This window comes from Streptomyces sp. NBC_00019, from assembly GCF_045041015.1.
Lineage (GTDB): Bacteria > Actinomycetota > Actinomycetes > Streptomycetales > Streptomycetaceae > Streptomyces.
Genome location: NZ_CP108302.1, coordinates 8,202,199 through 8,214,518 on the forward strand (window position 1 = coordinate 8,202,199; position 12,320 = coordinate 8,214,518).

The following is a 12,320-nucleotide window of genomic DNA, read 5'->3' on the forward strand; positions in this document are numbered from 1 at the left end:
CGGACATGGATAGGGGGCGCTGCGGGCCGCTCGTGGAGGCCCGCAACGCCCCCTGGTATTTCACCTGAGGGGTGCTCAGGAGAACTTCTGGGTTATGAGTTGACCTGCGTGGTCACCAGGCTCGAGAAGGTGGTCAGCCGGGTGTAGACACCCGGGTAACCGGCCTCCGCGCAGCCCTCTCCCCATGAAGTGATACCTGCCAGGACGCCCCCGATGAGCAGGGGACCGCCGCTGTCGCCCTGGCAGGTGTCTGTGCCGCCGGAGGTGTATCCGGCGCAAACCATGTCGGACGAGATGAAGTCCGAGCCGTAGCTGCTCGCGCAGCTGGTGTTGGAGACGATCGGCACCGTCGCGGTGCGCAGCTGGTTCGACGAGCTGCCGCCCGCCGACGTGGTGCCCCAGCCGAGGATGCGGGCCGTGGTGCCGGCCGCGTACACGCTGGTCTGGGACGAGGAGACGTACGACGCCGGGGTGTACGACATCGCCGTCGAGAGGGTGAGGACGGCCACGTCGTCACCGTTGGTGGCGTCCGTGTAGGACGGGTGGATCCAGATCTTGCTGACCCGGCTGACCGTACCGTTCGTGCCGTTGAGGTAGGTGCGGCCGCCGACGACTCTCACGCTGCTGGTGGTCTCGCCGACCATACAGTGGGCCGCGGTCACGACCTTGGTGGAGGAGACCAGGGTGCCGCCGCAGAACTGGTTCTGCGAGGCGTCCGTGATCTGCATCATGAAGGGGTACGAGGTCGTCGTGGTGGTCGTACCGCCGACGATGGGCTGGGGAGCGGCGACGGCGTTGGGGGCGCCGATCAGTGCTGTCGCGGCGGCGGCAGCGGTCGCCGCGATGAGCGCGGCGGTCTTCTTTGCGCGGTTGAGCCCGAACATGAGTCTCCTCAGTGGGGGTTGCCGGTGGGGGTCGCGCGGGTGTGGGGGGTGGTGTACGGGGGTCGCGGGACCGACCCCCGTATGCCCGGGCGAGCGGCACGTTCATAACCTAGAACTCGGAAGTTCCCCTTCCCAATGAGGGAACCCCCTAGGGGAGTTGGACAGGGAAAACCCTCGATGGGAGCACGGCAAACCCGCCGCGGGTCAGGAGAACCCGCGGACCCTCACTTGGTGCGGCGCCCCGCTGCCAGTCGGACGATGTCCACCCGTGACCGGATCCCCAGCTTGCGGTAGACCCGGGTCAGGGTCGCCTCGACCGTCTTGACGCTGATGAACAGCCGGGCGGCTATCTCCCGGTTGGTCGCGCCCTCCATGACGAGCGCGGCGACCTGACGCTCCATCGAGGCGAGACCCTCCAGCGCGTCCGCCGTCGGTACGGGGGCGGGCTGCTCCGGCGCGACGACCGGCTGGGCGGTCGCCGCGTCCACCTGGCGCAGCCAGGGCAGCGCCCGGCAGCGGCGGAACAGCCGGGCCGCCTCGTCGTACGACGTCGGTCTCGGCAGCCTGGTGCGCAGCTGGACCACAGCGAAGGCGGTACGGGCCTCCTCCAGGCCGTAGCCCAGCTTGGCCAGCCGGTCCTGCACCGACGTCAACCGGGCGAGCGCGGCCTCGTGTTCGCCGCGCGCGGCCCGCACCAGGGCCTCCGCGCGGTCCACCACCGCGAGCACGCTCTCGCGGCCGAGCCGCAGCGCCTGCTCGCGGGTCACGTCGACGACGTCCTGCGCCTCGCGCAGCTCGCCGATCCGGACGAGGGCCTCGGCGAGGTCGCCCTGCCAGCGGCCGCGCGCCGGGTCGGTGATGCCGAGACCGTGCTCCAGCTCCCGCACCCGGCGCAGCGAGCGAACCGTTCCTTCCGCGTCCCCGGCCACCAGCTGGGCGTATCCGAGGGCGGCGAGGCCGCGGGAGACGTACATCTGGTCGCCGTCCCGTTCGGCGTGCTCGACCGCCTCCCGGGCCAGCTCCAGTGCCCGCTCGACATCGCCGCCGGAGGCCTCGCAGAGCGAGGTGAGCACGGCGGAGGCGACCTCGCCGATGCCGGTGTCCCGGGCCAGCATGAGGCTCTCCCGGGCGAGGTCGAGGGCGCGTCCGCAGTGCCCGGAGCGCAGTTCGGTCTCCGCGACCCCGCGCAGGAAGTGCACCTCGCTCTCGACGGACCCGCGGCGCTGCACCTCGCGCAGCAGCGCGGTGACCGTCGCGCGCGCCTCGGACAGCTGGTCGCTCATGATCAGCCAGCGGAACCGCGAGTAGCCGGCGCCGTTGTGATGGCACGCCACCCTCGGGTCCTGGGGTTCCTTCAGGGCGCGTTTGATGGTCGCGGGGGCGTCCGGGTGGCCCATCAGGGTCTCGATCTGGGCCTGGAAGGCGAGCGCCATCAGCTCGTTGTAGCGGTCGTCGGCCTGCGCGGCCAGCGCCGCCGAGTGCGCGGCCTCCTCGCGGGCCTGGTCGAAGTCGCCGTCCACGAGCAGGGCCCGCCAGGTCAGCTGGTAGTGGATCAGGGCGAGCAGCTTGGGGTCCTCGCCGGCGTCGGCGAGGGCCTGCGGGAAGACCGAGTCGACCTCCGTCATGGCGTGGCCCGCCGTGTCGATCACGATGATCCAGGCCCGTACCCGGTCCGCGGGCACGGTCGCCCGGGTGAGCACGTCGCGGGCGATGTCCCGGGCGAGGTCCAGCTCGCCCGCGGTGATCGCGTCCTCGGCGGCCTGCAGCCGGCGCGCGTCGGGGTCCGGGGTGCCGTCGGCCGGGGTGTGCCGGGCGGCGAGCAGCCCGAGGGAGGCGGCGACCGAAGGGGCGCCGCGGTCCCGGGCGAGGGCGGCGGCCTCGGCGAGTCTGTCGGCGGTCCTGGGGTCGGTGCCGGTGGTGGCCAGGGCGAGGTGCCGGGCCCGCTCGATCGGGTCGGAGGCCGCCTCGGACAGCGCGGCGTGCGCGGCCCGCCGTTCGTGCGCGGGCGCCTCCGCGTACAGCGCGGCCGAGATCAGCGGATGCGCGAACCGTACGGCGGGCCCCTCGGGGTCGGTGGCCAGCAGCCCGAGCGCCGCCGCCTGGGCGGTCTCGGCCTCCGCGTTCTCGCGGCCGGCCGCGCGCAGCAGGGCGGGGGTGGGGCGGGCGCCGGCGCTGGCGACGAGGAGGGTGCGGCGGGCTTCGTCGGAGAGCATCTCCAGACGGTTCAGGACGAGGGCGCGCAGCGAAGTGGGTACGGGCAGCGGCTCGCCCGGGCGGGGCGGGGTGGGGTTCTCGCTGAGGGCGCGGCCGAGTTCCAGGGCGAAGAGCGGGTTGCCACCGCTGGTGCGGTGGATGTCCCGGACCGTGGAGCGGGGCAGGCCGGTGTAGCCGCGGTGGCCGAGCAGCTCGGAGACCTGGGTGCGGGTGAGGGGGTTGACGCGCAGGGCGAGGGTGTCCGGCGGGGACGCGCGTAGATGACGGTCGTACTCCTGGCCCTCGGTACGTACCGCGCACAGCATGCGCACAGGTGTCTCACCGAGCCGGCGGGCGGCGAAGCCGAGGAGCTCGGCGCTGGCCGAGTCCAGCCACTGCACGTCGTCGGCGACGATCAGCACGGGACCCTCGGCGGCCAGCGCCCGCAGCGCCGACAGCACCGCGAGGCGCAGGGCGAGGCCGTCGCGCTGCAGGGTGGACTCGCCGCGGCCGGTGAGCGCCGACTCCAGGGCGGTGAGCTGGGCCGCGGGCAGCTTGCCGGACACCTCGTCGAGGACCAGGCCGAGCAGATCGGCGAGGGCGAGGAAGGGGAGGTGGGATTCGGACTCGGTGGCCGAGCAGCGCAGCACGGTGCGGGCCGCGCCGCCGTTTTCCGCGGCCAATGCCCGCAGGACGGTCGACTTTCCTATTCCGGCCGGGCCGTGCAGGAGCACGCTGCCGCCCCGGGCGAGCTGCTCACGGGCCTGGCCGAACACCTCGTCCCGGCCGATGACCAGGTCGGGGCGGCATCTGGCAGGCTCCTTGAAGTCCCGTCGCACGGTCACCGCTCCCCTCGTGTGTCGTGTCCGGGCCAAATTCTAGGCAAGGTCTCTTTGAAATTCGGACCGACGACGCGGTGAGGGAAATAACAACCTTGCAGCATGGAGAAATTCAAAGTGCCGCTCTATGAATGAATTGTCAACGGTGTGTTACGGCAGCACCCCCGCCCGGCGCGCCGCCACCACCGCCTCCCCACGGGTGTGCGCCCCCAGCCTCCGCATCGCCGAGCGCAGATAGCCCTTGACCGTCTCGGGCCGCAGCCCCAGTCGCTCGGCGGCCACCGCGTTCGTCGCCCCGGCGGCCACACAGGCCAGGACGTCCAGCTCTCGGGGTGCGAGACCGATGTCCTCGGCCGGTGCCCTGGGGGCCAGGAGTCCGCAGGCGTCCAGCAGTTCGGCCCGCAGCGCCGGGTCGGTGATCCGCGGCGCCAGGGCCCGCAGGGCCGCATGCGCTTCCCGCACCTGTTCCCGGCCCACGGGGTCGACCGTATGCGCCGCCTGCGATGCCTCCACCAGTCCCTGCGCCTCGTCCTGCACCACCAGCGCCTGTTCCACGTCCCGCGCCGCGTCCACCGCCGCGCTCAGCGTGCGGTCGCCCAGCGGCTGGGCGGTGCGCAGCGCACCGTAGAGCACGCCCCGCACCCGGCGTCGTACGACCACGGGCACCGCCACGATGGCCCGCAGCCCCTCGGCGGCGACCGGCAGGTCGTACTCGTGGCTGATCTGCCGGGAGGAGGAGTAGTCCGTCACCGCGCAGGGGCGGGCCAGGGCGACCGCCTTGCCGCCCAGGCCGCTGCCGGAGATCACCGCGAGCGAGCGGAGCGCGGCCGTGGCCGTGCCGCTCAGTTCACTGATGCGCATCTGCGGCCGCCCCGGCTCCACCAGCCCGCCGAAGGCGACGGGCAGCCCCGTCGTCCGCCGCAGCCGCGCCAGCGCACCGCGAATCTCCACCGTCCCGGCCGTGTCCACCGCCACGCGTTCGTCCCTTCGCTGCAGCGCACACCCCCGTTCGGGGGTAGTGAGACCTGCATCACGGATTACACGATGGCAGAGAGCCGCCCGGCAATGGTCCGGCACAGAGGAGAAGACATGACGACGGCCGCCTTCCGCAGCGCGCGGGACTTCCTGCTGCAGCATCGAGAGGACTACGCGACGGCCTACGACGGCTTCGCCTGGCCCCGCCCCGACCGCTTCAACTGGGCACTCGACTGGTTCGACGTCATTGCCGAAGGGAACGACCGGACCGCCCTGCACGTCGTCGAGGAGGACGGCAGCGAGGTCCGGCTCTCCTTCGCGGAGATGTCCGAGCGCTCGGACCGCGCCGCCAACTGGCTGCGCGCGCAGGGCGTGGGCGCCGAGGACCGCATCCTTGTCATGCTCGGCAACCAGGCCGAACTGTGGGAGACGGCCCTCGCGGCGATGAAGCTCCGCGCCGTCGTCATCCCGGCCACCCCGCTGCTGGGCCCCGCCGATCTGCGCGACCGGGTCGAGCGCGGCCGGGTCCGCCATGTGCTCGTACGCGCCGAGGACACCGACAAGTTCGACGGCGTGCCCGGCGGCTACACCCGGATCGCGGTCGGCGGCGCTCCCCGGGGCTGGCGGCGGTACGAGGACGCCTACGAAGCCTCCCCGCGGTTCACGTCCGACGGCGAGACCCGGGCGGACGACCCGCTGATGCTCTACTTCACCTCGGGCACCACCGCCCGCCCCAAGCTGGTCGAGCACACCCACACCTCGTACCCGATCGGGCACCTGGCCACCATGTACTGGATCGGTCTCCAGCCCGGTGACGTGCATCTGAACATCTCCTCGCCCGGCTGGGCCAAGCACGCCTGGTCGAACCTCTTCGCGCCGTGGAACGCGGAGGCGACCGTCTTCATCCACAACTACACACGCTTCGACGCGGCCCGTCTGATGGCGGAGATGGACCGCGCGGGCGTGACGACCTTCTGTGCCCCGCCGACCGTCTGGCGCATGCTCATCCAGGCCGATCTGACCCAGCTGCGGACACCGCCGCGCGAGGTGGTGGCCGCGGGGGAGCCGCTCAACCCCGAGGTCATCGAGCAGGTGCGCCGGGGGTGGGGCGTCACCATCCGGGACGGCTTCGGACAGACCGAGACGGCCGTCCAGGTCTCCAACAGCCCCGGCCAGCCGCTGAAGACGGGCTCCATGGGGCGGCCGAGCCCCGGCTACCGGGTGGAACTGCTGGACCCGGTGAGCGGTGCGCCCGGAGCCACGGAGGGCGAGATCGCGCTGGACCTCTCGGCGCGGCCCGTCGGGCTGATGACCGGCTACCACGGCGACGCCGACCGTACGGCGGAGGCGATGGCCGGCGGCTACTACCGCACCGGGGACGTCGCCGCGCGGGACGAGGACGGCTATCTCACCTACATCGGCCGCAGCGACGACGTCTTCAAGGCCTCCGACTACAAGATCAGCCCCTTCGAGCTGGAGAGCGCCCTGCTGGAGCACGAGGCGGTGGCCGAGGCGGCCGTCGTGCCCGCGCCGGACGAGCTGCGCCTGGCCGTGCCCAAGGCCTACGTCGTCCTCACCGAGGGCTGGGAGCCCGGGCCCGACACCGCGAAGGTGCTCTTCGAGCACTCCCGTGACGTCCTCGCCCCCTACAAGCGCATCCGCCGCCTGGAGTTCGCGCCGCTGCCCAAGACCGTCTCCGGCAAGATCCGCCGGATCGAGCTGCGCGAGGCCACGGCCGCCGGCTCGGACGCCGAGTACCGCGAGGAGGACTTCCGATGACATCCCTGTCGTACAGCCATGGAACGAGCGGGACTTCGCTGCTCGGCGACACGATCGGCGCCAACCTGGACCGGGCCGTGGCGAGTTGGCCGGACCGCGAGGCGCTCGTCGACGTGCCGTCCGGGCGGCGCTGGACGTACGCCCGATTCGCCGCAGATGTCGACGAGTTGGCGTACGCGCTGCTCGCGAGCGGGGTCGCCAAGGGTGACCGGGTGGGCATCTGGGCGATCAACTGTCCCGAGTGGGTGCTGGTCCAGTACGCCACCGCCCGCATCGGCGCGATCATGGTGAACATCAACCCGGCGTACCGCACCCACGAGGTCGAGTACGTCCTCAACCAGGCCGGGGTCTGTCTGCTGTTCGCCTCCCTCGGTCACAAGGGCAGCGACTACCGCGCCATGGTGGAGGAAGTGCGGGGCAGGTGCCCGCAGTTGAGGGAGACCGTGTTCATCGGTGACCCGGGCTGGGAAGCGCTGATCGCGCGGGGGACGCCGGTGCCGTACGAGGAACTGTCCTGCGACGACCCGATCAACATCCAGTACACCTCGGGCACGACGGGCTTCCCCAAGGGGGCGACCCTCTCCCACCACAACATCCTCAACAACGGTTATTTCGTGGGCGAGATGATCGCCTACACCGAGCAGGACCGGGTCTGCATCCCCGTGCCCTTCTACCACTGCTTCGGCATGGTCATGGGCAACCTGGCGGCCACGTCCCACGGTGCCTGCATGGTGATCCCGGCCCCGTCCTTCGACCCGAAGGCCACCCTGGAGGCCGTCCAGCAGGAGCGCTGCACCTCGCTGTACGGCGTCCCGACCATGTTCATCGCGGAGTTGAACCTCCCCGACTTCGCCTCCTACGACCTGTCCTCGCTCCGCACCGGCATCATGGCGGGCTCGCCCTGCCCGGTGGAGGTGATGAAGCGGGTGGTCGGCGAGATGAACATGGCCGAGGTGTCGATCTGTTACGGCATGACGGAGACCTCGCCGGTCTCCACGCAGACCCGGCGCGACGACGACCTGGAACACCGCACGGGTACGGTCGGCCGCGTACTGCCGCACGTCGAGGTGAAGGTCGTCGACCCGGCCGGGGTGACCCAACCCCGGGGCACGGCCGGTGAGTTGTGCACCCGCGGCTACAGCGTGATGCTCGGCTACTGGAACGAGCCCGAGAAGACCGCCGAGGCCGTCGACGCCGGGCGCTGGATGCACACGGGGGACCTCGCGGTGATGCGGGAGGACGGGTACGTCGAGATCGTCGGCCGGATCAAGGACATGATCATCCGGGGTGGCGAGAACGTCTACCCGCGCGAGATCGAGGAGTTCCTCTACGCCCACCCGAAGATCGCCGACGTTCAGGTGGTCGGCGTACCGCACGAGCGCTACGGCGAGGAGGTGCTGGCCTGTGTCATCGCGCGCGACCCGGCGGATCCGCCGACGCTGGAGGATCTGCGGGCCTTCTGCGACGGGCGGCTGGCCCACTACAAGGTGCCGAGCCGGCTGCAGGTGCTCGAGTCCTTCCCGATGACGGTGTCCGGGAAGGTGCGCAAGATCGAGCTGCGGGAGACGTACGCGGCGGACTAGTCCCGGCGCATGCACACCCTGGGCCACCGGTCGAGGCCGAGCCCGGCCTCATGGGCGCGGATCTTCCGCAGACCCGGGGTGAGCTCGGCCTCCTCCAGGACGCGGAAGCCGAGGCGCCCGTAGTACGGGGCGTTCCACGGGACCTCGGCGAAGGTCGTCAGGGTGAGACCGGCCAGGCCCTCTTCGCGGGCGCGCTCACCGGCGTACGAGAGGAGGGTCCGGCCGATACGGCGGTGCGCGAAGTCGGGGTGCACCGAGATCTGCTCGATGTGCAGGGCGCCGTCGACGGGCTCGGCGACGAGGTAGGCGGCGGGCCGGTCCTCGGCGTCGACGGCGACCCAGGCACGGCCGGCTCGGCGGTACTGCTCCAGTACGTCCACGGACGGCGGCTCGTCGTCGGCGATCGTCGCCATGCCGAGGCCGCGGAAGGGGGCGCCGGCGGCGCGCTCGATGCCCTGGAGAGCGGGGAGTTCGGCGGCCGTGACGGGGCGGATACGCATCCGGCGAGTATGGCGGAGCGGGTGGCTGCGGCGCCCTGGGATTCCGTGGCCGCCCCCGAGGGTCGCGCGAGCGGGGATCGGCAGATCTGTCGGGACGAATCCGCCCGTCGCTCCCGCCTGCTCCCGGCCGGTGCCCCCGGGTCCGGCCCGGCGCTGCCCGCCCCCGCCCGCCCACGGGCTACGCGCCGGTCGAGTCCAGTTCGTCCGCCAGGCTGTTCACCGGCTGGGGTGTGCCTGTCAGATCGAGGACGAAGAGGGGGACGCCGAGGGTGTCGGCGACGGCGCGGGCCTTGGTGGCGTAGCCGGACAGGGAGAAGTAGACACAGGTCGCGGACTCCGTCATGGCCGTGAGCCACAGACACTCCACGTCCCGGAGAGAAGCCGGGCGGACCGTCGGGTCGACTTGGGCGAGGAGGCCGCGGGCGGCGATGCCGATGCCGTTCGGGGGGCGCTGGTCGGCGCGGCGGATGTCGCGGTAGCCGAGCCAGCGGAGGTAGAGGGACGCGGCCGTGACCGCGTCGCGTGCGGTGCGGATCGTCACCGGCTGGAAGGCCCGCCGCGGGGTCGGCTCGGCCCGCTCGACGGCGGTGCCCGCCGTGACCGGGATCCGCAGCACCGTCCCGCACGGGCAGCCCAGCTCCGGATGCGGCCACTCGCCCCGGCGACCGCAGGAGGCGCACAGCACGGTGACCCAGTCGTCCTCCCAGGAGCGGTGCGAGATCGCCGTCGCCCGGGCACGCGGATCCAGCGGCGGCACCACGGGTGCGCCACACGCACACGGATACTCCGGCGCCGTGAAGAGATGCTCGCGCCGGCAGACCGGGCAGCGCACCGCCACGCTCTCGGACATGGAGCCCATCGTCCTCCAGCAAGCCCCCGCTTGTCCGTCTCTTGACGACCTACGCCTCCCCACTTACATTGTTTCCAGATAGTAGAAATTACTTTCCGCATTACGGAAGTACTCGCGGCGGGGCGCGACGGGAGTACACGTCCGACAGCCGAAGCAGGAGTACTCAATGGCTCGTATGACCGCTGCCCGCGCGGCAGTCGAGATCCTCAAGCGCGAAGGCGTCAGCAACGCGTTCGGCGTGCCGGGCGCGGCGATCAACCCCTTCTACGCGGCGCTCAAGGCCTCCGGCGGGATCAACCACACCCTCGCCCGCCATGTCGAGGGCGCTTCGCACATGGCCGAGGGGTACACACGCACGCACCCGGGGAACATCGGTGTCTGCATCGGTACCTCCGGTCCGGCCGGCACCGACATGATCACCGGTCTGTACTCCGCGATCGGGGACTCGATCCCGATCCTGTGCATCACCGGCCAGGCCCCGACCGCCCTGCTCCACAAAGAGGACTTCCAGGCCGTCGACATCGCCTCCATCGCCAAGCCGGTCACGAAGATGGCCGTCACCGTCCTGGAGGCGGCGCAGGTTCCCGGCGTCTTCCAGCAGGCCTTCCACCTCATGCGCTCCGGGCGTCCCGGGCCGGTCCTCATCGACCTGCCGATCGACGTCCAGCTGACCGAGATCGAGTTCGACCCGGAGACGTACGAGCCGCTCCCGGTCTACAAGCCGGCCGCGAGCCGCGCCCAGATCGAGAAGGCCCTGACCTTCCTCCTGGAATCCGAGCGTCCGCTGATCGTCGCCGGCGGCGGCATCATCAACGCCGACGCCTCCGACCTGCTGGTCGAGTTCGCAGAGCTCACCGACACCCCGGTCGTCCCCACCCTGATGGGCTGGGGCACCATCCCGGACGACCACGAGCTGAACGCTGGCATGGTCGGCCAGCAGACCGGTCACCGCTACGGCAACGCCACGTTCCTGGAGTCGGACTTCGTCCTCGGCATCGGCAACCGCTGGGCCAACCGGCACACCGGCTACAAGCTGGACGTGTACCGCGAGGGCCGCAAGTTCGTCCACGTCGACATCGAGCCGACCCAGATCGGCAAGATCTTCGCCCCGGACTACGGCATCGCCTCCGACGCCAAGGCCGCCCTCGAACTCTTCGTCGAGGTCGCGCGCGAGCTCAAGGCCGCCGGCAGGCTCCCGGACCGCTCCGCGTGGGTCGCCTCGCACCTGGAGCGCAAGGGCTCGCTGCACCGCCGTACGCACTTCGACAACGTGCCGATGAAACCGCAGCGCGTCTACGAGGAGATGAACAAGGCGTTCGGGCCCGACACCCGCTACGTCACCACCATCGGCCTCTCCCAGATCGCCGGCGCGCAGATGCTGCACGTCTACAAGCCGCGCCACTGGATCAACTGCGGCCAGGCGGGACCGCTCGGCTGGACCATCCCCGCGGCCCTCGGTGTCGCCACCGCGGACCCGGAGGCCCAGGTCGTCGCGCTCTCCGGTGACTACGACTTCCAGTTCATGATCGAGGAGCTGGCGGTCGGCGCGCAGCACCGCGTCCCCTACGTCCACGTCCTCGTGAACAACGCCTACCTGGGGCTGATCCGGCAGGCGCAGATCGGTCTGGACATCAACTTCCAGGTCAACCTGGAGTTCGAGAACCAGAACTCGCCCGAACTGGGCGTGTACGGCGTCGACCACGTCAAGGTCGCCGAGGGACTGGGCTGCAAGGCCATCCGCGTCACCGAGCCCGACCAGCTCCTGCCGGCCTTCGAGGAGGCCAAGAAGCTGGCCGCGCGGTACCGGGTGCCGGTCGTCGTCGAGGCGATCCTGGAGCGCGTGACCAACATCGCGATGAGCCCGACCGCCGACATCAGCGCGGTGAAGGAGTTCGAGGAGATCGCGACCGAACCGGGCCACGCGCCCACCGCGATCATCCCGATCAAGGCCTGACCGGCCGCACAGCTCCACCGCTCTCCCGAGGGGGCGGCCCAACCGGGGGGTTGGGCCGCCCCCTCGGCACGTCCCCCCGGTGTGGATCCCCCGCCGGGGCCCGCCGCCCCCGTGCCGGCGGGCCCCGTGTAGAGGAGAATGTGCCCGCACCCAGGGGCTGTTGAAGCCCCCGGAGGCGGGTTCAGAGGTTGATTTGAGGGTTCCGTAGCCCGCGTACGCCCGGTGGCGTAGGCGGGCCGAGTGCGTACGGTGCTCAGTGCTCGTGGTGCTCGGACAGGCCCGGCCAGTCGTCCGGGCCACCGCCCTGCCATTCGACGATGTCGCTCACCTCGACCTCGACCACGTCGAGATCGGCGAGGCGCAGCAGCTCCACGACGTCGTCCAGATGGGAGGCGACGCCGAGGTTGTGGTCGTCCGCGGTGACCCGCCGGGAGCCGTCCAGGGCCGGCGAGTGCACCACGACGTGCGGATGGTGTGCTGGATGTGCCATGCCTCCAGCGTCCTGCGCGGACGCCGGGCGCGCACCCCGGAGACGGCAAAGAGCGCCCGCACGGGACCGTCCGTGCAGGCGCTCTTCGTCTCTATTGGGACCGCGGCGGCAGCGACGGAGCCGGGGCGCCCTCCCCTCAGGTCGAGAAGGGGGTCCGGTCCTTCACCACCGCACTGGCTCGCACGCCGCCGCGGGCCGCACCCTGCCCGTGCCCCGTACCGAGGACCACCCCTCATCCGGGTCTCTCGGCGTTCGGGCGCGAGCAGGGAGCTC

The 12,320-nt window shown here is 71.5% G+C and carries 9 protein-coding genes; 3 read left to right on the plus strand and 6 right to left on the minus strand.

Annotated elements, in window-relative coordinates:
• Nucleotides 1–92 precede the first annotated feature (92 nt).
• The 3 genes from OHU89_RS38350 to OHU89_RS38360 form a co-directional block, all read right to left on the minus strand.
• Nucleotides 93–884 (minus strand): S1 family peptidase, encoded by a 792-nt coding sequence (locus OHU89_RS38350; RefSeq protein ID WP_405649538.1) that lies wholly within the window; start codon nt 882–884, stop codon nt 93–95.
• A gap of 224 nt (nt 885–1,108) precedes the next feature.
• Entirely contained in the window at nt 1,109–3,922 is a 2,814-nt protein-coding gene (locus OHU89_RS38355; protein WP_405649539.1) for an ATP-binding protein, read from the minus strand.
• A gap of 144 nt (nt 3,923–4,066) precedes the next feature.
• Nucleotides 4,067–4,891 carry a response regulator transcription factor gene (locus OHU89_RS38360; RefSeq protein WP_405649540.1) on the minus strand — a complete coding sequence of 275 codons (825 nt, stop codon included), beginning with the start codon at nt 4,889–4,891 and terminating at the stop codon, nt 4,067–4,069.
• 114 nt (nt 4,892–5,005) lie between these two features.
• Here OHU89_RS38360 and OHU89_RS38365 point away from each other — a divergent pair, with 114 nt between their 5' ends.
• Nucleotides 5,006–6,670 (plus strand): AMP-binding protein, encoded by a 1,665-nt coding sequence (locus OHU89_RS38365; RefSeq protein ID WP_405649541.1) that lies wholly within the window; start codon nt 5,006–5,008, stop codon nt 6,668–6,670.
• Nucleotides 6,667–8,253, plus strand: a complete 1,587-nt coding sequence (locus tag OHU89_RS38370; RefSeq protein WP_405649542.1) for an AMP-binding protein — start codon at nt 6,667–6,669, stop codon at nt 8,251–8,253. The genes OHU89_RS38365 and OHU89_RS38370 overlap by 4 nt, the downstream gene beginning before the upstream one ends.
• Here OHU89_RS38370 and OHU89_RS38375 read toward each other — a convergent pair.
• Nucleotides 8,250–8,753 (minus strand): GNAT family N-acetyltransferase, encoded by a 504-nt coding sequence (locus tag OHU89_RS38375; RefSeq protein ID WP_405649543.1) that lies wholly within the window; start codon nt 8,751–8,753, stop codon nt 8,250–8,252. The genes OHU89_RS38370 and OHU89_RS38375 overlap by 4 nt on opposite strands.
• Nucleotides 8,754–8,931: 178 nt before the next feature.
• Complete coding sequence (locus OHU89_RS38380) at nt 8,932–9,612, minus strand: hypothetical protein (RefSeq protein ID WP_405649544.1); 681 nt, start codon at nt 9,610–9,612, stop codon at nt 8,932–8,934.
• Between the two features lie 157 nt (nt 9,613–9,769).
• On the opposite strand from OHU89_RS38380, the gene gcl reads away from it, so the two are divergent.
• Nucleotides 9,770–11,557 (plus strand): glyoxylate carboligase, encoded by a 1,788-nt coding sequence (gcl, locus tag OHU89_RS38385; RefSeq protein WP_405649545.1) that lies wholly within the window; start codon nt 9,770–9,772, stop codon nt 11,555–11,557.
• A 253-nt stretch (nt 11,558–11,810) separates the two neighbouring features.
• Here the strand turns inward: gcl and OHU89_RS38390 are convergent, their stop codons facing one another.
• Complete coding sequence (locus OHU89_RS38390; protein ID WP_046262412.1) at nt 11,811–12,047, minus strand: hypothetical protein; 237 nt, start codon at nt 12,045–12,047, stop codon at nt 11,811–11,813.
• Nucleotides 12,048–12,320: the final 273 nt, after the last annotated feature.

Bases quoted from the DNA above. Each gene is read 5' to 3' on its own strand.
- OHU89_RS38350 (WP_405649538.1), bottom strand. From the start codon at position 884: ATGTTCGGGCTCAACCGCGCAAAGAAGACCGCCGCGCTCATCGCGGCG.
- OHU89_RS38370 (WP_405649542.1), top strand. From the start codon at position 6,667: ATGACATCCCTGTCGTACAGCCATGGAACGAGCGGGACTTCGCTGCTC.
- OHU89_RS38365 (WP_405649541.1), top strand. From the start codon at position 5,006: ATGACGACGGCCGCCTTCCGCAGCGCGCGGGACTTCCTGCTGCAGCAT.
- OHU89_RS38390 (WP_046262412.1), bottom strand. From the start codon at position 12,047: ATGGCACATCCAGCACACCATCCGCACGTCGTGGTGCACTCGCCGGCC.
- gcl (WP_405649545.1), top strand. From the start codon at position 9,770: ATGGCTCGTATGACCGCTGCCCGCGCGGCAGTCGAGATCCTCAAGCGC.
- OHU89_RS38380 (WP_405649544.1), bottom strand. From the start codon at position 9,612: ATGGGCTCCATGTCCGAGAGCGTGGCGGTGCGCTGCCCGGTCTGCCGG.
- OHU89_RS38375 (WP_405649543.1), bottom strand. From the start codon at position 8,753: ATGCGTATCCGCCCCGTCACGGCCGCCGAACTCCCCGCTCTCCAGGGC.